The sequence below is a fragment of the Christiangramia sp. genome, from assembly GCF_029937855.1.
Lineage (GTDB): Bacteria > Bacteroidota > Bacteroidia > Flavobacteriales > Flavobacteriaceae > Christiangramia.
Genome location: NZ_JAPYPC010000022.1, coordinates 51,924 through 72,569, shown reverse-complemented (window position 1 = coordinate 72,569; position 20,646 = coordinate 51,924). Strand labels below are relative to the sequence as shown.

The window sequence follows — 20,646 nt, the reverse complement described above, 5'->3', positions numbered from 1 at the left end:
AAATTGGGATAAAATGCTTGGAAATTAGCTTAGTTCTTTATTTGCGATGAACCGACCTGTTGTGTGCAGTAATATTACTAGACCTAATTTATTTTTAATAATATTCTATAAGTTTTTCCATTAAGTGAGAACTCAATTTCTTCTTTTGTGAAGTACCCCCATTTGTTAGGACAGCTTAGCTGCTAAATTAAGTTCTATTATTTATTTATCAAGCAGCTTTTCTTTGTTGTTGTAAATATCGATTATAAGGTATTTTATTTTCTATTCCCTGGTGCCTTCTTTGATGATTGTAAAAATTAAAATAGGTATTGAGTTGCCGGTAAAGATCTACTCCAGATTCTGGAGGGTTTAAATAAATACTTTCGTACTTCACACTTCTCCAAAGCCTTTCAATAAATACATTATCGATAGCTCTTCCTTTACCATCCATACTGAGTTTGATATTCTTAGATAATACACTGTGGGTAAAGATCTCTGAGGTAAACTGGCTTCCTGGTCGGTATTAATGATTTCAGGAGTTCCATGGATATCAATAGCTTCTTCTAAAGTTTCTTTACACCACTGGGCATCCATAGAATTAGACACCGACCAGTTAAGCACATAGCGGCTATGCAGGTCTATGATCGCTACCAAATACATAAACCTTTTCGCATTGGAATGTAAGTGATATCGATGGCCCAAACCTGATTGGGATGATCTACCGTGAGGTTCCGCAATAAATAAGGGTATACCTTGTGTTCTTTGTTTCGCCTGGAGGTATGTTGGTTCCCTGGCATAATAGCTCTAAGCCCCATTACCCCGGAATAGAGACGTTCAATACGCTTTTTATTAACCTTATATCCTTTATCCACCGTAAGCCAGGTATGCATTCGTCTGGCTCCTTTAAATGGATGATGAGTATAATGCTCGTCCATCAGGCGCATCAGTTCTAAATTGAGACTGCTTTCTCCACGAGGCTTATAATAGATTCCGCTACGGTGGATCTGCAATAGTTTATATTGCCGCTCAAGGCTGAGCTTGGAATGACCCTTGCATATCATTGTTCGACGCTCTTCTAAAGGTTTTATCGCAAGGCGTTTTTTAAAAAATCATTCTCCACTTTAAGCTCACCAATCACCTTAAGAAGCTGGTCTTTCTTTTCCTCTTCTTCTGATTTCTTTGATTTACCGCCTTTGGAAAAAACAGTATCTGCTTCTTTTAGGAAATCTCGTTTCCAGGTACTGATCTGTTGTGGAGTGATTTCAAATTTCTGGGCTAATTCTTTGACCGTTTGCCGCTCTTTCAAGGCTTCCAGAACTACTTTTGTTTTAAACTTGGAGGTGAATTTTCTTCGTGTCATAGTACAGTAAAATTAAGGTTATTATTGAACTTAACTTACTGTCTAATTTGGGGGGATGATCACAGAAATCTATTTTATTTTTATTTCGAGTTAATTCTCAGAGAAGGATACTTTTCTTCTAGTTTTTTAAAAAATTCTGATACAGGGATTCCATATGATTTACATAATTCGAAAAGAGTGCTGATTCGCATATTTCCTCCACTTGTTTCAAGTCTTCCTATGTGAAAGTTATATTTTATGTCGTTAAAAATATCAGTAGAAACATCATCTTGAATTCGACCATCTTCTTCGCGGATCTCTTTTAATAAATCACAGACAGCTTTCACCAAATTTTTATTGATATATTGCTTTTTAGCCATAAAATCAAATTGATTGAAAAAAAATTGCCAACCCAATGACATATATGTCATTTTTTTATTATATTTGATTGATTTTTAATAGATCAATTATATTTGCGAACTTCTTAAAGTAAAATATTAGAAGCATTCGCTTAGAGTCTCAAGTAGAAAACTGGTAATTTTTAGCAACGAGATGATAAGCAAGGATGCTCACGACCCGGGCGTGGGCTTTTTCTTATCGTTGCATGGTATACCAGTACCTCTACTTGATAAGTTAAGTTTCACGCCCATTTTTTATGCGGTAACTTTTCTTCTCAAAGCATTTGTTTCTTCACTATAAAGTTCGCATTTAGTAACTAAACCCTACATTAAAATTACAGGCCAAAGTGGCCGGCGGTCCTTTATGGAGTGTATTCATTAATTTCTGTTTGCGGGAACAGGAAAATTATAACAATCCCGTGGGTTACTGTAAGAGTCCTATTGTTATACAGTAGTTGGGATGGGAAGCCCCCTTACCTCCAAACGGGGGAACCGGTGGGCAGGGTAAATTTAATTTAGGACAAGGATGCCTTTTTTGCTCCACATTAATTGTTTGTTTAGCCGCAAAAAAAATGCGAATGAAAGCCCGTAATGGGCATTTAAAAAGAAAAAAGTGAACACTCGTTTTGACGGGTAAAAGCAAGAAAGCCTTCCCTTAAGATTGGCGTCGTACAGGGAAGGCCTAAGCTTTAATAAAACAAATGTTTCATTTAACTAATGTAAAATTATGAAAAATTTTTACAAGCGAGGCATGCTTATTATCATGTTTCTGCTAGCCATGGCCTTTTTAGTGCTGCTGGCTATGAGCGAGGCCAAAGCAGCCACCTCTGCCTTTAATTCACCTATTACTTTACAGCAGGAAATCACCGGGACAGTTACCGGCCCAAACAACCAGCCACTTTTAGGAGTAACCGTCAGGGTGAAGAATAAAAATTACGGTACTACCACGAATTTAGAGGGTAATTATACTATTAGTGCTAGTAACGGTGATGTCCTGGTGTTTTCTTTTATAGGGTATAAACCCCGGGAAATTCCAATTACCAATCAATCCCAAATTAATATTTCACTAGAAGAAGACGTAGCTTCACTGGACGAGGTACAAATCAATGCCGGCTATTATACGGTTACCCAGAGAGAACGTACGGGGAATATTTCCCGTGTAACCTCAGAGGAGATAGAATTTCAACCGGTGGTAAGTCCTATCCAGGCCCTCCAGGGAAGGGTGGCAGGTTTGCAGGTGACCCCGGGCGGAAGCCATCCCGGAATGGCCAATACCATCCAGATTAGAGGACAGAACAGTCTGCGCGCCGAAGGTAACTTTCCACTCTATATTATTGATGGGGTGCCAATTAATTCCACCCCAGTAGAAAGCAATTCCTTGCTTGGAAATGCAGGGATAGATCCTTTAAATAATTTAAGTCTTTCCAATATAGAAAGTATAGAAATATTAAAGGATGCCGATGCTACCGCAATTTATGGATCCCGTGGTGCAAACGGGGTTATTTTAATCACTACCAAGAGCGGTAAAAATATAGGTCCGGGACTGGAAGCTAATGTTTATACCGGGGTAGCCACCGTCCCCAATAGGTTGGAGCTGTTAACCACACCGGGATACCTTCAAATTAGAAGAAGGGCTTTTGAAAATGATGAGGTAGAACCTACAGAACGTAATGCCTATGACTTATTAGTTTGGGATCAGGACAGGTATACAGACTGGCAGGAATTTGTATTTGGTGGCACATCCAGAACAACCAATACCAGCCTAAACTATTCAGGCGGTGATGAAAATACTACTTTTCGGTTAGGAGGATCTTATTTTACACAGGGTACCGTGTATCCGGGAGATTATGATTATAAAAAAATGACGGGTAATCTCAATATTAACCATTATTCTCCAGATCAAAAATTAAACATTAACCTATCCTTAAATTATGGAATCGATGTAAATAACCTGGTAGGTAATCTAAATTTAAATGCTGCTACCTACTTGCTGCCACCAAACGCACCTGGGATTTTTAACGGAGATGGAACTTTAAACTGGGCAGATTGGGGTGCAGCAGGTATAGATAACCCATTTAAGGGATATTATAATTCCAGCGATACCCGCACGAAGAATTTAATTTCTAATCTAGGGATATCTTATGAAATCCTGGAAGGATTCAGGCTGAAGACAAGTTTGGGATATACCAATTATTCCAGTGAAGAATTATGGAAACTACCGGCCAGGTCTTACAATCCTGCAAATCCTGTAGAGAATAATTCTTTTCATTTACGTTCAAACAGGAACTCATGGATAGCAGAGCCGCAATTGATATACGATAGCAGCTTTAGTAAATTAAACTTACAGGCTATAGTTGGGGCGACCTTCCAGGAAAATACCAGTGATAGGCAACAATTCCAGGGAAGCGGTTACGCATCAGAAGCATTGATAGGCAATATAGCGGCGGCAGAAAGCATCCTGAACCCCTCAAACGCATCTACAGATTACAGATATAATGCATTGTTTTCCAGGATTGGCCTCAACTGGGATCAGAAATATTACTTGAATTTAACTGGAAGAAGGGATGGTTCTTCGCGCTTTGGTCCTAATAATCGCTTTGCGAATTTTGGAGCTGTGGGAACTGCCTGGATATTTTCTGAAGAAGCTTTTATTAAAAATTCACTATCCTTCATATCCTTTGGAAAACTTAGGGGGAGCTTCGGTACTACGGGGAACGACCAGATAGGTGATTACGGTTACCTGGATGCCTACGAGGCTACCCGTGGCACGGGCGGTTTATATCCCACTGCATTGGCAAACCCGGATTATTCCTGGGAAGTAAACAAGAAACTTGAAGGAGGACTTGAGTTAGGTTTGTTCAAAAACAGGTTCAATTTAGGTCTAAGCTGGTATAGGAACAGGTCCTCTAATCAATTGGTAGGATATACTTTGCCAGCTATTACAGGGTTTGGTAGCGTTCAGGCAAATCTGCCCGCTACTGTTGAAAATTCAGGATGGGAGATAGAAGCATCTGCCAATATAGTCAACTCTGAAAAGTTCAGATGGCAAACTACTTTTAATATAAGTATCCCTGAAAATGAGTTGATAAGCTATCCTGGTATTGAACAATCATCGTATGCAAATGTATATAGAGTAGGCTATCCGCTGAATATTTCTCTAAACTATGAATATGATGGCTTAGATACTGAAACAGGGTTCTATAGAGTTAACGATATTAATAACGACGGAAGGTTTGATTTTGAAGACCGGGTAGTCATCCAGGATCGCAGTAGAAAATTCTTTGGCGGGATTAATAATAATCTATCTTATGGCGGCTTCTCCCTACAGTTTTTATGGCAGTTTGTAAAACAGCAGGGTAGCCATTCATTATTCAATACCGGGAGACCTAGCAACCAGCTGGACGTAGTCCTGGAGACTTTAGAACCAGGTTCAAAATACCAAAGGATTTCCCAGTCTTTTCAATCCAGCAATGCGTTCAACAACGTGATAAATACTTCATTTCCATTGGAAGATGCCTCTTTTTTACGTTTAAAAACTTTAAGCCTGGGGTATAGCATCCCAAAGAATTTGGTAAAAGATCTGGCCATGAAAAACTTTAGGCTATATCTCCATGGTCAAAACTTATTTACAATTACCCCTTATGATGGTTTAGATCCTGAATATCCATATTCAGGAACTGCCTTTGCCGCATTGAGGATCATAACCGGCGGGTTACAAATCAACTTATAAAATAAACGATATGAAACTAAATTTATATTTAAAAATCGGGCTGGTTTTTATAACCAGTCTTCTATCATTATCCTGCGAGGATTTTGTAGAAATAGATGCCCCAAATGATAAACTCATTAGGGATGAAGTTTTTGGTAGTGAAGAGACAGCCAAGAGCGCCTTAAATGGTATTTATAACCAACTGTTTTTAACTGCATTTTCTAATGGTGCCAGGAATAGTATAAGTGTTTTATCAGGCCTTTCCGGGGATAACCTGGAGAATATTAATACTACTAATATTTTCCGGATGCAATTTCAAGAAAATGAACTTACGCCAGATAATCCTGACAATCTGGATATATGGAATAGCGCTTACAACATGATTTATTTAACGAATTCATTTATAGAAGGCTTGGTGAATTCTGAAGAAATCGCTTCAGAATTAAAAAAACAGATGGAAGGCGAAGCACGATTTATAAGGGCTTTTACTTATTTCTATTTAGTAAACCTGTATGGAGAAGTACCATTAGTTCTCACCACAGATTACCGTGCCAATGAACTCGCTGCCAGGACTCCTGTGGATGAGGTGTACGCCCAGGTAATTGCAGATCTTTTAATAGCTAAAGATCTTTTGAGTGGCGAGTATCAAAATGGAGAAAGGTTCCGTGTAAATAGCTTTGCAGCAAGCGCCTTACTTGCGCGGGTACATCTTTATTTGGAAGATTGGAATATGGCGGAAACTTTAAGCAGCCAGGTAATCAATGAACAATCTACTTACCAAATTCTGGAAGATGCCAATGAAGTTTTTTTAGCTAATAGCATGGAAGCAATATGGCAAATTTCTCCAGTTGGTGGTGGAGGAATGGTCACCCATACTAACGAAGGAGCCCTTTTTATTATCGATCCTTTTTTTAGTTTTTTCGCAAGCCTTGAATTGGAAGAAGAATTTATAGGTTCATTTGATGAGACAGACAATCGGCTAATGAGCTGGGTTAGTTTTGACCCTGGCAAGGAAGCCTATTTTCCTACAAAATATAAAATCTCCTATAGTACCACTTTTCCTATAGAAGAGTATTCCATGGTAGTACGTTTAGCCGAACAGTATTTAATTAGGGCAGAGTCGAGGGCCCAGGAAGGAAATATTTCTGGTGCTATCGAAGATGTTGATGTTATCCGGCAAAGGGCCGGTTTAGATCTAATCTCCGAAACCAATCCTGGAATCAATCAAGAGCAACTTTTAAACCTGATTTTAGAAGAGCGTAGAAAGGAATTGTTTACTGAATGGGGGCATCGTTGGCTTGATTTAAAAAGAACAGGTAAAGCAACTCAAGTGTTAGGGTCTGAGAATCCATTATGGGAAGCTACAGATATACTATATCCTATCCCTGCAGAAGAACGAATGAAAAATCCAAATTTGAGCCAAAATGTGGGCTACTAACTCAAATTTTCACGAATGAGAATAAATGATTTAATACTTATAGTTCTCTTATTTACCTTTTTCAATTCCAGTGGACAAAAACCTGGTTATGATATTAGTGAAGAGAGTTTGAGTCTTGATCCAGCCGTTCGCTATGGTACATTAGACAATGGTTTTACTTATTACCTGCGCAAAAATGATTCTCCTACGAAGAGCATAGAATTTCATATGGTTGTTAAGGCTGGTACACTACATGAAGATGATGATCAGTTAGAATATGCTCACCTTTTGGAGCATATGGGATATAAAGGAACCAAACATTTTCCCAATTTGAACAATCATCTTCATACATCTGGTAGATGGGGCTCTGCTAAGACCAATTTTTATAAAACTTTTTACAGAGCTATCATCCCTTCTGATTTGAAAAACGCATTGTATGAAGGCTTGCAGGTGCTGCGCGACTGGACTCAGGATATTCGATTGGAGCAATCTTCTATAGATGTAGATAGAATGGCCGTATTAGGGGAGATGAGAACAACAAATCCACATGCCAGGGACATAAGGCAAAAGCTTTCTAGAATACTTTCAGAAAATGCCGGTCATTATTTACCTCCAAGGGATATGTACAAAAAAAGTATGGAGAATTATGATAGAGATGCATTTTTAAGATTTTATAATGATTGGTATAGACCAGATCTCCAGGCAGCAATAGTCGTGGGTAATTTTGACGTGGATAGTGCAGAGGTAAAAATAAAGGAATTGTTTTCTGATCTAATGGGACCTGCTCGTCCCAGAAATCCCCAGGTAATTATAGATAACCATAAAGTTAAATTAACGGGTGAAAACAGGTATTTAACTATGATTGATACCATTGATACTCAGTTTCGGGTTTTTTTAGGGTCAAAATTTTATAATCGTTCTTTCAAATTAAAATCCTATTCAGACTACAAGGCGATGTTACTTCAAAATCTGTTTAGGAAGATTATTGATGTTAGGGGGAGATCTATAACCCAACAATATCATCCTCCGTTAGCGAAATTTAACGCGAAATATGGTTCTGGAGCAATAGGTAGTGGACAATTATTTGTAACTCAAACAGAAATAACTTTTGAGAGCGATAAACCTAGGTATATAAAACATAAAATTCAAGAGGCCTTAGTTGCAAGAAAAAGTCTTTATTCCGGAATTACCGCATCAGAATTAGAAAGCGCTAAAGAAAAAATCTTATTGGATTATAATTTTGAAGACATGAGTTCTTCCCGCAGTTTGGCGCTCAAATATCAAGATCATTTTGTTCATGGATCTGCAGCGTCAGCTCCTAGGGAGGAGCGAGCATTTATCAAAGAGTTAGTTAATGGAATAAGCCTAAAAGAAATGCAAGAGGTTATGCTTGAGCATAGCGATGTTACGGAAAACCAGGATTTTATCTTTTTTACGGATGGGACTCGGGATATCCCGGATGCAGAAATCCTAGAAAGTTGGATCGTCCAGGTGGATACTATGAAAGTAACACCCTTTAAATTGCCGGGCAGAACGCTTATCCCGTTGGTTGATCTGTCGAAGGAATCTGATAAAAATGCTATAGTTATTAAAGATAGAACTGAAGATCTAATTGGGGTTTCTACTATAAAATTGAAAAACGGGATTAGTATCGTTTTAAAACCTACGACGCCGAGATCCCATATTTTTAATAATTCCGTAGCGATTCAAGCATTTAAGTCTACTAAAATCCCGCTCAAGAAAAGAAGTGAATATCTGGCTGCAGAGGTAGCCCCGGATGTTGTACAATTCAGTGGAGCGGGGGAGTATAATAAATTTGAAATTGAAAGGTATATGCAAGATAACGGACTGGCAATAAATTTTGAAATTACTAAAGATTTTCAAATAATCAATGCCAGCTCCAAGGTGGAGAACTTGGAAAACCTCCTAAGCCTTCTCTATTTGTATCTAGAGAAACCTAGAAAAGATGTTCAGGCGTTTGAAATCTGGAAAGAAAAAGAGCTGGAATATTTTAAAGGTAATGTAGCAAGAGGTAGCTCTGAATTTTACTATGAGGAAATTAACCAAACATGGTATCCAGAATTACCAAAAATGACAGCGGCCGATATAAAGAAGCTCAAATTGGAAAATGTATTCACTGCTTATGATAATTGCTTTGCAGATTTTACAGGTAGTACTTTTATAATTACCGGAGATTTCAATAAAGAAAAAATAGAATCAACTTTAGTAAAGTATTTATCAGCTCTTCCTGCCAAGAAAAAAAGGAGTAAAAAGGGGCAAGATCGATCACAATTCCCCTTAAATAAAATGGAGCAAACAATTAAACTTAAAAATCTGAATCAGGCATTTATCCATCTATATTTACCTGTTAAGGTTTCTACAGACATAAAAACCAGAGCTGAGTTGGAAGTTTTGTCTAAAGCACTTAACCAAAGAATTAGGAGAAAATTACGTATAGGGAGTTATAGTCCCCGGGCAACAGGAGATTGGATAGACTTTAGAGAAGGAATATATGCATTTCAAATAATTTTTGACAGCGATTTGGGAAATGAAAAAAATATGATTAGATATGCTTTGAAAGAATTCCAAGAACTTAAGCAAAATGGAGTAGATCGGGATTGGCTTAAAACCGCGCTTAAGGATGAAAAGGCTGCTTTTGGAAGCCGGTTAGGGAGTTTTGGATATTTTAATTTCTGGCCAGATTACCTAAAACATTCGATATATGTTGGAGAAGATCCACAGGAGATGGTTTTAAAATACGGAGCAATGCTGGAACATTTCATTAGCCTTGAAGATATTGATGCTGCTGCCGGAAAATATCTCACGAAAGAGAATCTTCAGAAATTCCTGATAGTTCCTAAAGATTATCATCGGAACATGTTAAAATAAGCACCACTGGTTTGAATTAATTAAAAATAGAAAAGCACATCGTTCTAAAACGATGTGCTTTTACTTTAACGATCAACTATTACAATTTAAGGATTAATAATAGTTGGTTCTGGAACAGGACTTTCTTTAAGTGTACTCAAATCCATTTCATCATACACGTCAAAGACAGGACCACCTTCGCCAAATTGTACCCTACAGGTTTCATTTCCCTGGTTACAGTTTTGTTCCGGAATTGCTTGCCAGGTTCCGTTGTTCAAAACATAATCGGAAGCAGTCGTTTCAATTTTCTTTTCGTCCTCGTTGTCAAAATTTGTAAAGGACATTCCTAGAACAACCAGAAGTGACAAAAAGGGAATTAAAATTAGCTTTTTCATAATATTAAATTTTAAATAAGACCTACTCTTTACAGGATTTTCGGTTTCTCCTACTTACTGCGCATTAAGATTTGATATAAAGTTCCGTATATAAAGGCTTTTTCATTTGCCTTTAAAGAATTTTAAATGGTCTCAAAAGATATTAATTCAGAATTTCCTGGCCTGTGAAGGTGTCATGCCGTGCTCTTTTTTGAAGGATCTTGAGAAATGAGAAAAACTTTTAAAACCACATTCTTCGGCAATCTCATTAATGGGTGTACTGGAACTTTTAATCAATGTATACGCTTTTTCCAATCGCTTGCGCAGGTGAAAGGCATAAATTGTATCGCCATATGCACGCTTAAAAATCACCTTTATTTTACTTACACTCCCACCAACTTCTCCGGCAATTACCGGTAATTTTTGTAATTTTCTATCCAGCCTTTGCATTACGTATTTATGGAGCTTTCTTACTAAAGCACGTTGGTCTCGTAACAATAAACTACGGTATTCGCTTGGGTATTTTTGAGTGCCTGGTTTCTGATTTTTAGAATCCTTCTTTAGTTTATCATTTTGATAAACGGCTTTGAAAACGGACAGCGTATAGGTTTTCTTCCCATTGGCAACCATTTGGTGCAGGTAACCGTCACCAGACCATAAATAGCCACTCTGGTGTCTAAACTCGACTTTAAAGGAAAGATTTTTTTCTATGGCATGTTTTAGCAGGTCAAAAAGATCTTCAGGTAGTTTTGTTTCTTCACTTAATGCTAATTTCACAGGTTTATTTATCAAATCATCTTTTGAATAATTTAAAATTGCGCCAACGTTGTCAGAATAAGAAATAATATGAAGATTGCGATCAAGGTTGAAGACAATATTTTCAATTACCTCCTTACTCTTTTCAAGATTAATTTGATGCACCGCAGTATCTATTTCTTCTACCATTGTATTTAAGGAAAGAACTATTTGTTCGAGTTCAGTTTTTTGGTTTCTTAAGGGAAGCGTGTAGGTATAATTTCCTAAGGTGATTTCTGTAATAAAATTCAGGATTTCCTGTACCCTACCAGGGGATTTAGCGCTATGCATAACATATAAATTTACGAGAGTTAATTATATTTATATAAGAACCCCAATGCTTCGGGGATTGTTGTAAACTCTTTGGTAGGGACTGAAGGGTTACTGATATTTATAAAAGCCTTAATTAAAGTGCCAGAGTATGCTTTATCTATGACAAAAGCGACCGCAAGAGCATTAAAACAACCTTTTTCGGCAAGATATTCTCTTGCCGGTTTACTGGCAGTTTTTAATAGTCTAATATCGCACAAAATAGGATAGGGTACGCCATTCTGAAAACGTAGCCTTGTTTTTACAACCGCTTTGGCAGCATTTAGATCTATTACGGTATTTGGTTTGTAAACAAAGTGCAGAATACCCTCTTCTATCCAAAAGTGCGCATAATCTTCACCATTAATCATCTGTTGTCCTATTGCATATCCTAAGTTATGAAATAAAATCTATCAATTTGTAGGTAAAAACCTTCTTTTAATTAGCTGTATAATGAAAATAAGCTTAAACTAATAGATTTTACAGCCATTTGCCTTTAAAGTTTACATTTTGCCTTAAAAGTCATATAATTCCTCAAAGCTCTGATTTAAAGATTCTTTTGTTAGCTTCATAGAGGCTAAAACAAGAAATAATGGCAAAAATTAAACACAATAATTTACTGAACACCGTTATAGATGTAATGACCAATGCAAAAGAATCTGGAGCATTACACTTATATGCGGAAGGAGAGAACTTTGATGGCAGGCAAATTCAAATCAAAGGAAAAAAGCTTTTTCACTTTGGTACAACCGGTTACTTAGGCCTGGAACAGGATTACCGATTAAAACAAGGAGCTATTAAAGCGATAGAGGCGTATGGAACTCAATTCCCTCTTTCGAAATCCTATGTTTCTCATCCGTTATATGCCGAACTGGAATCCCTGATGTATGATATTTATGGCAGCCCTGTAGTAATAACAAAAAATAGTACGCTTGGCCATTTAGGCGTCATCCCCTCGGTGGTGGATGATGGTGATGGCGTTATACTGGACCACCAGGTCCATTGGAGTGTGCAGAGTGCGGTAAATCCTTTAAAGCTTCGTTCAGTTCCCGTAGAAATGATTCGCCATAATAACCTGGAAATGCTGGAAGATAAAATTAGGAAGCTCCAATCTAAATGTGACAAGATTTGGTACATGGCTGATGGCATGTATTCCATGTATGGAGATTATGCACCAATTGAAGAATTAATGCAGTTATCCAACAAGTACCCTCAGCTTCATATTTATTTTGATGATGTACATGGCATGAGTTGGAAAGGCAAACACGGTAGCGGATATGTTATGAGCGTTTTAAAAGAGTTGCCAGACAGGGTTATTCTTTTTGGTACGCTGAGCAAAACATTTGGTGCCAGTGGAGCAGTCATGGTTTGCAACGATAGGAAAATCCATCAGAGGATTAAAAATTTTGGAGGACCACTAACATTTTCAGTTCAGTTGGAACCTGGTTCTGTTGGGGCGGCCATAGCTTCGGCAAAAATTCACTTGAGTGATGAAATTTATACAATGCAGGAGGAGCTTTTTGAGCGAATAGCTTTTTTCAATCAGTGTTTGAAAAAAACCGACCTCCCTTTAATTTTTGATAATGATTCGCCCATATTCTATATAGGAGCAGGTATGCCGGAAACAGGTTTTAATTTAGTTAATCGACTTATAAAGGCTGGTTATTATGTGAATACAGGGATTTTTCCAGCAGTTCCAGTTAAAAACACCGGACTCCGAATCACGGTGTCCCGAAGCAATGAGAAAGAAGAAATTAAAGGACTTGTGGAGGCTATTGTAGAAAATTTTCCAAAAGCTCTTGAGGATACCCATACCAGTTTAGAGCGTGTCAACTTCGCATTTGGAAAGACTCACAATAAATTACGGGAAAAACATCCTTCTAAATCAAATCTTACTGTAGAGACTTATGATTCAATAGAGCAGATTAATCCGAAACTATGGAATGAAACTGTGGGTGGAAATGGCTTTTATGATTGGGAGGGCCTTAAATCTTTAGAGAGTGTATTTACTTCTAATAATTTGCCTGAACATAATTATCAATTCTTTTATTATTTGGTAAAGGATGCGAAAGGCAAGTGCATTTTAGCAACCTTTTTTTCTTTCGGATTGTGGAAAGAAGATATGCTGGCACCCAAATCGGTTTCTGTGAAACTGGAAAAAGAAAGGCAGATTAATCCTTATCTCCATACCAGTTCTTGCTTATGTATGGGTTCCATGATTACTGAAGGCGAACACTTATACCTATGTCAGGAAAAAACGAACTGGCAGGAAGCATTAAATTTGCTACTCCAACAAGTGGAAAAATTAGAAAAAAAATTACAACCACAATATTTAATCCTCCGGGATTTCGATCCTCATAATAAGGCTATAAAAGATTTTCTCCATAATAAGGGTTTTGTTCAAATTGCCATGCCTGAAGCAGCAGTCTTTACAGAATTTAATTGGGAGGATCAGTCAGAATATATGGAACAATTAAGCAAGAGTTCCAGAAAGCATTTCAGAAAAGATATTGAAGCCTTTACTAAAAAGCTCCAAATCCGTATTAATAGGGAATTACCAAAAGGAGAACTAGATAAATGCTATGACCTTTATTTGGGCGTAAAAGAGAATAATTTAGGACTCAACACCTTTAATTACCCCTTTGAGTTATTTGAGCATATGAATGAGTCTTTCCAATGGGAATTTATACTGGTGTATCTAAAGGAAGATAGGAGCCTGGTAGGAGTTATGTTTTGCTATAAAAATTCCAACAATATATATACACCGGCGGTTGTGGGAATGGATTACAAATATTCCAGGGAGTACAATATATACAGGCAGCTTTTATACCAAACCATTTTAAGAGCCAAGGAGTTGGGTAGCACAAGAATTGATTTTGGACTAACCGCTGGTTTTGAAAAGCGCAAAGTAGGAGCTAAAGTTTTACAAAAATGCGCATACTTGCAGACCAGGGATAACTTTGCCCTGGAAGCTCTTGACTGGCTAAGAAACGATTAATAAAAAACCAACCAAATAATTATTCCCTACAACTTAAAGCGATATTGAAGAACGCTCAGCAACGTTATTATCTGTTTTCCATAAATACTAACCTAATGTTTGAGGAGGCAATGACTTTATTTTCAGAAGAACTGGACCGGATTATCAAATCCGGTGATTCCCATTTGAAAAAATCTGAGGCAGGAATTCGCTTATGTAATGAGGTGCTTTCACAATTACAATATAGGGTAGAAAAAGAGGATTTTGAAGATACTCCTTCGGAGATTGATTTTTTTAGAAATATCAAACCATTTCCCATGAGCTATCTTATTTACTTTACAGAGGTACGCACCTGTGAGCTTACCATCCCAAAAGCAGGGGCATGTCATAAAATACGCTTTCTGGAAAAGGAGATTAAAAAGGTCAATAAGTTTTTTGCTCAGAATAATGACTTTGTACATTATATGGAACAAAACCATAATTACCTGGACCACCAGTTTTTTTCCCGAAATTTTAGGGATAACTTCCCCTTTACCCCAACGATAAATTATTACCAGTACCCAGAATTTGCAACCTCACATGATATGTTATGGGCTAAAGTGCAGGCATTATATCGCTTCATCCATTACATCCGGGAGTGCTTGCAGGAACTGCAGCCCGGTAATGCCTCGCTGTATTCCGAGAAACAGCATAAGGTATTGCTATGGTCTGGGTCGAAAACAGCCCTTGTCGAACTTATCTATGCCATTTATGCAACTGGAGACCTTAACCATGGAGCTATAGATCTTCAAACTATTGGCACTTCTTTCGAGGATTTTTTCAATATCAAACTCGATAATATTTATAAAACTTATTCTGAAATCAAAGCTCGCAAAGGCAATCGTCTTAAATATCTTAACGAGTTATCCCAACAGTTGGAACAGAAAATGCTTCGTGATGATGAGGTTTAATTATTGACCTTCTAGAGGTGTTCTAACTTAGAATATATTTTTTTATATAGAAGGAAAATGCGAAGAAGGATTAGAGAATATACGACTTATGATTTTCAATTATAGTTGTGTAAAGTGTTAATTACTAGTTTTATATAGTTAAAACTTATGCCCAGGTTAGGTTATTTTTACTATTCTGTTTTTAACATAAAATAGGTTCTCTTGGAATATTTAAGAAAAAAATAAGAAACTTTAAGAGGTATCCACCTTGATGAAATAAAATGGATTGGCATGATATTATGGATATATTATATAGTGGGGACGATTGTAGTTATCATAGCAGTTATTCTATGGTGGAAAATGCTAAAGCAGAATAAAACCTATCAGGAAACTATCGATAGGGAGATGAAAGAATTAGAAATTCTTAAAAGCCGGAAAGAGAAAAAGGAATCCTGTATAGATTTTTAAAGAAGGTGTTACAATTCTTAAAACATAGTATGGGGTTGACCAATAATTGAGAAATGCCATTTTCAGAAAAAGTGAATTTAAGCGTTTTTATTATCGTACCCATATAAATTATTACAGGCCTAGGAGATAGCGAAGGAAATAATCCAGCGATGAATATTATTTCATTTTATAGGAATAAAAGCAAGAAGTCATTATTTGAAGGTTTTATAAAATAAAATCAACACTATAACAGCGATAATTGCAAATCCACCTCCTAAAACATCATCAACATTCCCAAAAAATTTAGTAAGATAAGAAATAGTAGGCTTATAATTAATAGTTATAAAGCTTATTTTATGGTGAATTATTTTCAATAACTGACTTCGAAAAATAAAAAAGCCGGGGGGCGATTTTTTGCTAGGAATTAAAAGGAAGAAAAATAATATATCGCTCTAAGGTAGGTATATAAGATCGATTTATTTTATAATAATCCAAAGTATTACAAAATAAAAGTAAAAAATTCCACAGTAAAATTATTATAGTAATCTGTTAAACAGATTTAAAAAATTATTATATTCTTGCTTTCTTATTCTTTTCAAATTTTCCTAAAACTTATTTTTTCGGTATACGTACCTGACTACGATTTTTCAATTATACTGTTCTCCTTCCTTTGAATGATAATTCTTCGTGGTTTCTCTGTTGATTACTATGTTATTTCATAGTATCTGCCTTCAAATTTTATATTGTTAAAATTCTTCGTAGTCCGATCCGTATTGGGAAAGAATACCCCCAATCCATGGCAAATTTGTAAAACGAAAATCAATTCAACTTAAATCCCACTGCTTTAAAATGTATCACCTGTGGTGGGATTTTTAAAAACGTTTTATTATGCCAGCAAGTATTATTACCACCGAAGACCTGAAAGCCTTCAAAAAAGAATTGCTTTCAGAAATTAAAGAATTGTTCAAAAAGCAGCAAAAAGGAGTCATAGCCAAAAAATGGCTAAAGTCCACCGAAGTTATGGAAATGCTTAAAATCTCACCCGGTACTCTCCAGAATTTTCGGGTGAATGGAACTTTACCATTTACTAAGATGGGCGGGATTATCTACTACGATGCCTTGGATATTCAAGAGATACTTACCAATAACAAGATCAACAATAATTTTTAGAAGATGAATTATATCAAACTACTTAACGCAGTCTACGAAAAATTCTATGATGATGACCGTCTCAATGCCACCCATATCAGCTTATATATGGCCTTGTTCCAGGAATGGAATTTTAGCCGGTTCGCCAGTGAATTTTTTATAAATCGTAACGATATCATGCGGGTTTCAAAAATAGCTTCAAAAAGCAGTTATCATGGCTGTCTGGTTCAGCTCAATGAGTGGGGTTACATTCATTATTTCCCTACCAAGAACCCATATAAGAGCAGTAAAGTGAGCATGGTCGTTTTTAAAACTACCCTGCCCAATGGGGCAGACTATGATCCAAGATTGGAACAGTTAGAAGACGAGTTTAATACTAGTATTGGAGGAGTTAAAAACAAGACTGGTACAAGTAGCGATCAAGTAGAGGATAAGCATGATATGAGTAATGGACAAGTAGTGGGCCAGGAGGAGACAAGTACTGAACCAGTTCCAGTATCTCCCTTAAACAGTAATAAACAGGTAAACAATAATAAACTGCCAAATGGCAAGGAGGCTGTTGTAAAGTTTTTTAAAGAAAAAGGTTTTTCTGCTGATGAAGGAAAAAGATTTTTTGAGTATTACCAGGATCAGCACTGGAAGACGAGCAACGGACAGAAAATTCGGGACTGGCAAGCTATAGCTATATCCTGGATGGGACGTGCTTTTAAAAAACCAGTTGAGGAGGATGTTGGATATCAAGATAATCTAAAAACCAAAAAAATCAAGAGATATGATCAACCCCTCTAAAATCAAGGAAGGCGGTATGGAATACAGCCTGGGAAATTATAACGGTGAAGAAATGATCTATGATTTCAAAAAAATACTGATATATCTGGAGGCGAAAGGCAAGTTATTATTCGGACAGCAGTTCAGAATTTACCCGGAAGACCATGGCTTAATACATCGGCTCTGTAATTATTTCATCCGTGATCCCAAGAACTGCGGAAAATATAAGCTTAATCCGGATAAAGGCTTGCTGTTAAGCGGTCCTGTAGGTTGTGGTAAAACCAGCCTGATGAAGCTACTCCGCTACCTGGTGCCGCACCAAAGGAGCTATGAGGTAATTCCCTGTAGGAATATTGTTTTCGGATTTAATCATATCGGATATAAAATCATTGAAGATTATGGGAGTAACAGTTTTCTGTGTTTTGATGACATGGGGGTAGAACCTTTAGGAAAATATTATGGCAAGGATTGTAATGTGATAGGTGAGATTATGCTTTCCCGGTACGAATTGTTTCTAGAACATAAAGTAAAAACCCATGTTACCACAAATCTAAATGCTGAAGAACTGGAAGAAAAGTACGGCTCAAGGGTGCGGAGCCGAATGCGGCAACTTTTCAATTTAGTGGCTTTTGAACCCGATAGCATTGATAAAAGAAAATAGTATGAAAATAGCATTTTTAAATATTCAGAATTTATTTTTCCGGCACCGAAGTCTGCTGGAGAAACCGACAAACCGGTGTGTACTGAATTGGATCTCGGAGATGGATCGATTAGTAAACAAACGTTTTAAAAATACTAGTGATCTGGATCGTATGCAGGAACTCTCATTCCTTCTAAGTTTTGATAAAATGGACAATAACAGATATGCCCTTTTACGTAGCCGAGGAGCTTCGGTGTATGCGCGAGGTTATGAGTATCCGGTTTCAGAAAAAGCCACATCGGCAAATAGGTGGAATGGATGGGTGGAGCTGATGAACAGAGCTCTTGATCCAATGTCCATTGTTCATAAAGCTCGACTGCTTGCAGAGACAAGGGCTGATATACTTCTGTTACAGGAAATTGAAGATAGGGAGAGTTTGATGCGTCTAAATAAAAGGATATTGCCGGAATACCCGAATTTAAATTATCAGAGTATTGTGGTCGTGCCGGGAAATGATCTCAAAGGAGTAGAGCAGGGGCTTTTGCTAAAAAAAGGATACAAAATAGAAAATCTTTGCCTGTTTACCGAAGATAAGGATGAATATGGAGAGTTGATTTTCAAACGGAATTGCCTTTCATATGAAATCATTTTGCCGGGAAAGGAGCGGTTGTGGATTTTGTCTGCTCAATTGCAGGATGCTAATGAGGATAAGGAGAAGGCAGATGAACAACGTTTGAAACAAAGTAAAAGAATCACCGAATTATACCAAGCTGTTCGTAAAAGAGGAATTGAAAATATCTTGGTAATGGGCACTTTTCATGCCCCTGCCTATTGCTATTCGCTGGCCCCTATTTTACAGGAAACCGATTTAAAAGATCTTTGTCGCCATCCCAATTTTCAGAGCCCTATGGATAAATCTAAAACCGAATACCATCGATTGGGTGCTTATCGAAAAGGTATTAATATGCGACAACAAGATTACATACTTATGTCTCCGAAATTGTTTAAGCGTGTGCAAAGTGCCGGAATTAATCGCAGGGGCATTTGGGCAGGTTTTCCCTCGCAATGGGTGGTGTATCCAACATTAAAGGAAAAAAGACAGCAGGCAAGTGAACATCCACTACTATGGATTGAAGTAAATTAAAGCCCCCGGTAATAATCAAGAATCTTTGTACGAATTAAATATTCGTATTTAGCATTTGCAAGATTGATTCTTGAACGATCCAGATTATTTTTGCTTATGATGTATGCAACAAGATTAGAAACACCGTTTTGAAACCTGATTTCGTTTATCTCGTAGGATTCTTCATAAGCTGCAACCTGTTCCTGGAGTAAAAAATAATCCTCGTAAGCCGTATTCATATCAGAAAGCGCCTGTTTAATCGCTTGTAAATATTCATTCTTTGTATTTTCCAATTGAAGTCGCTCATCATCCAGCTGGATCTTCTTTAAGGCTACCTGTCTCTTTGCTCTGAATCCATTGAAAATCGGGATATCCACACTAATGCCTGCAACACTGCTGAGGTTATTATTGAGCTGATCGAAATAAGGGATATCCTGCTGGGAGAACTGGCTCTGGTTGGTCTGAACGGCATAATTAATACCGTCAATACTAATAAACTGTCCGGTTTCTACGATCTGGGTTCCGGTTTCATTTAATAAGCTGGCCAGGCTTGAATAATTAGTGTTAAGCTGGGCAAAAAGGGAAATTTGCGGGGAAAATAAAGATCGCGCTACCGCTACATCTTCTTCTGCAGCATTTATTCGTAATCGCTGTCCCTCAAAAACTTCCAGATTTTCCAGTGACTCGGAATAAATTTCTTCCGCAGATAAAGCATATTCCTGCATTTCTGGCAATACGTGGAACTCCTCGATGTTAATTTTAGAATCTAAATTTATTAGTAGGGCGAGATTGAGTTTTGACTGCTTTAGTTGATTTTCTGTAGCTATTACAGCGGACATATCGCTACCTAGTTGTCCTTTGATATCACTATAATCAGCAGGATTCCCTTCTCCTTCATCATACAGGCTTTTGATCCTTTCCATTTGCTGTTCGGTACTTTTTAGTCTTAACTTTGTAATCCTGAGGAGGTCTCGATTATTTAAAATCTGAAAATATGCAAGTGTAACGTCCAGTACCAATTGCTGCCTGACGGCTTCTTTTTCCGCCTCTGCGGCTTGCATATTGAAACGGTCCCGCTGGATACTATTCCTTAATTCAAATCCATTAAAAATTTGTGTATTCAATCGCAAACCGGCATTACTATAATTAAATTGTTGATCTATTACATCATTGGTGAAGGGATCAATACTCCGCCCTTTAGTTACTGCGTAACTATAACTAGCGTTTATGGCAGGTAGAACATCAGATTTGGTTCCACGGAAATTGAGTTCCTCTGTTTCTGATCGCAGTTTAGATCTTTCCAGATCAATATTATTTTCCAATGCGATCTGAATACATTCTTCTAGTGATAATGCTTTTTCAGAAGAATTCTGAGCATAGATTCCGTGGGTGATGATAATAAATAGAATGATGAATTTTTTCAAA

The 20,646-nt window shown here is 37.2% G+C and carries 19 protein-coding genes; 10 read left to right on the top strand and 9 right to left on the bottom strand.

Annotated features, from left to right (window positions below; all coding sequences use genetic code 11):
* Window positions 1–208: 208 nt before the first annotated feature.
* The 5 genes from Q1K34_RS18035 to Q1K34_RS12220 form a co-directional block, all read right to left on the bottom strand.
* Window positions 209–430 (bottom strand): integrase core domain-containing protein, encoded by a 222-nt coding sequence (locus tag Q1K34_RS18035; RefSeq protein WP_367183329.1) that lies wholly within the window; start codon window positions 428–430, stop codon window positions 209–211.
* The gene (locus tag Q1K34_RS12235) at window positions 370–639 is read right to left on the bottom strand and encodes a DDE-type integrase/transposase/recombinase (protein ID WP_300439169.1); all 270 of its coding nucleotides are present in this window, start codon (window positions 637–639) and stop codon (window positions 370–372) included. The genes Q1K34_RS18035 and Q1K34_RS12235 overlap by 61 nt, the downstream gene beginning before the upstream one ends.
* On the bottom strand, window positions 627–1,040 hold the full coding sequence (locus Q1K34_RS12230; protein WP_300439166.1) for an IS3 family transposase: 414 nt from the start codon (window positions 1,038–1,040) through the stop codon (window positions 627–629). The genes Q1K34_RS12235 and Q1K34_RS12230 overlap by 13 nt, the downstream gene beginning before the upstream one ends.
* Before the next feature lie 23 nt (window positions 1,041–1,063).
* Window positions 1,064–1,339 carry a transposase gene (locus Q1K34_RS12225; protein WP_300439163.1) on the bottom strand — a complete coding sequence of 92 codons (276 nt, stop codon included), beginning with the start codon at window positions 1,337–1,339 and terminating at the stop codon, window positions 1,064–1,066.
* An 80-nt stretch (window positions 1,340–1,419) separates the two neighbouring features.
* Window positions 1,420–1,698 carry a hypothetical protein gene (locus tag Q1K34_RS12220; RefSeq protein ID WP_300439160.1) on the bottom strand — a complete coding sequence of 93 codons (279 nt, stop codon included), beginning with the start codon at window positions 1,696–1,698 and terminating at the stop codon, window positions 1,420–1,422.
* 745 nt (window positions 1,699–2,443) lie between these two features.
* On the opposite strand from Q1K34_RS12220, the gene Q1K34_RS12215 reads away from it, so the two are divergent.
* From Q1K34_RS12215 to Q1K34_RS12205, 3 genes are read left to right on the top strand one after another with little or no spacing between them, the layout of a single operon-like run.
* Window positions 2,444–5,446, top strand: a complete 3,003-nt coding sequence (locus Q1K34_RS12215) for a SusC/RagA family TonB-linked outer membrane protein (RefSeq protein ID WP_300439157.1) — start codon at window positions 2,444–2,446, stop codon at window positions 5,444–5,446.
* A 10-nt stretch (window positions 5,447–5,456) separates the two neighbouring features.
* A complete protein-coding gene (locus Q1K34_RS12210; RefSeq protein WP_300439154.1) occupies window positions 5,457–6,863 on the top strand; it encodes a RagB/SusD family nutrient uptake outer membrane protein in 1,407 nt (468 codons plus the stop codon).
* Between the two features lie 15 nt (window positions 6,864–6,878).
* Window positions 6,879–9,731, top strand: a complete 2,853-nt coding sequence (locus Q1K34_RS12205; RefSeq protein WP_300439151.1) for an insulinase family protein — start codon at window positions 6,879–6,881, stop codon at window positions 9,729–9,731.
* 86 nt (window positions 9,732–9,817) lie between these two features.
* Here Q1K34_RS12205 and Q1K34_RS12200 read toward each other — a convergent pair whose 3' ends face one another.
* From Q1K34_RS12200 to Q1K34_RS12190, 3 genes are all read right to left on the bottom strand, one after another.
* Window positions 9,818–10,105: a DUF6520 family protein gene (locus tag Q1K34_RS12200; protein ID WP_300439149.1), complete on the bottom strand. Its 288-nt coding sequence runs from the start codon at window positions 10,103–10,105 to the stop codon at window positions 9,818–9,820.
* 147 nt (window positions 10,106–10,252) lie between these two features.
* On the bottom strand, window positions 10,253–11,170 hold the full coding sequence (locus tag Q1K34_RS12195; protein WP_300439146.1) for an AraC family transcriptional regulator: 918 nt from the start codon (window positions 11,168–11,170) through the stop codon (window positions 10,253–10,255).
* A gap of 20 nt (window positions 11,171–11,190) precedes the next feature.
* Window positions 11,191–11,559 carry a hypothetical protein gene (locus tag Q1K34_RS12190; protein WP_300439143.1) on the bottom strand — a complete coding sequence of 123 codons (369 nt, stop codon included), beginning with the start codon at window positions 11,557–11,559 and terminating at the stop codon, window positions 11,191–11,193.
* A 221-nt stretch (window positions 11,560–11,780) separates the two neighbouring features.
* On the opposite strand from Q1K34_RS12190, the gene Q1K34_RS12185 reads away from it, so the two are divergent.
* The 7 genes from Q1K34_RS12185 to Q1K34_RS12155 all read left to right on the top strand — a co-directional run bounded on the left by Q1K34_RS12185 (window position 11,781) and on the right by Q1K34_RS12155 (window position 19,242).
* Window positions 11,781–14,186, top strand: a complete 2,406-nt coding sequence (locus Q1K34_RS12185; protein WP_300439140.1) for a bifunctional aminotransferase class I/II-fold pyridoxal phosphate-dependent enzyme/GNAT family N-acetyltransferase — start codon at window positions 11,781–11,783, stop codon at window positions 14,184–14,186.
* Between the two features lie 95 nt (window positions 14,187–14,281).
* Window positions 14,282–15,115, top strand: coding sequence for an RteC domain-containing protein (locus tag Q1K34_RS12180; protein WP_300439137.1), 834 nt, complete (start codon window positions 14,282–14,284; stop codon window positions 15,113–15,115).
* Between the two features lie 270 nt (window positions 15,116–15,385).
* On the top strand, window positions 15,386–15,562 hold the full coding sequence (locus tag Q1K34_RS12175; RefSeq protein WP_300439135.1) for a hypothetical protein: 177 nt from the start codon (window positions 15,386–15,388) through the stop codon (window positions 15,560–15,562).
* Between the two features lie 867 nt (window positions 15,563–16,429).
* A complete protein-coding gene (locus Q1K34_RS12170) occupies window positions 16,430–16,711 on the top strand; it encodes a helix-turn-helix domain-containing protein (protein ID WP_300439134.1) in 282 nt (93 codons plus the stop codon).
* Between the two features lie 3 nt (window positions 16,712–16,714).
* On the top strand, window positions 16,715–17,479 hold the full coding sequence (locus tag Q1K34_RS12165) for a hypothetical protein (RefSeq protein ID WP_300439132.1): 765 nt from the start codon (window positions 16,715–16,717) through the stop codon (window positions 17,477–17,479).
* On the top strand, window positions 17,463–18,119 hold the full coding sequence (locus Q1K34_RS12160) for an ATPase (RefSeq protein ID WP_300439129.1): 657 nt from the start codon (window positions 17,463–17,465) through the stop codon (window positions 18,117–18,119). The genes Q1K34_RS12165 and Q1K34_RS12160 overlap by 17 nt, the downstream gene beginning before the upstream one ends.
* A 100-nt stretch (window positions 18,120–18,219) precedes the next feature.
* Entirely contained in the window at window positions 18,220–19,242 is a 1,023-nt protein-coding gene (locus Q1K34_RS12155; RefSeq protein ID WP_300439126.1) for a hypothetical protein, read from the top strand.
* Here the strand turns inward: Q1K34_RS12155 and Q1K34_RS12150 are convergent.
* Window positions 19,239–20,645: a TolC family protein gene (locus Q1K34_RS12150; RefSeq protein ID WP_300439123.1), complete on the bottom strand. Its 1,407-nt coding sequence runs from the start codon at window positions 20,643–20,645 to the stop codon at window positions 19,239–19,241. The two genes, Q1K34_RS12155 and Q1K34_RS12150, sit on opposite strands and share 4 nt — an antisense overlap.
* Between the last annotated feature and the right edge of the window lies 1 nt (window position 20,646).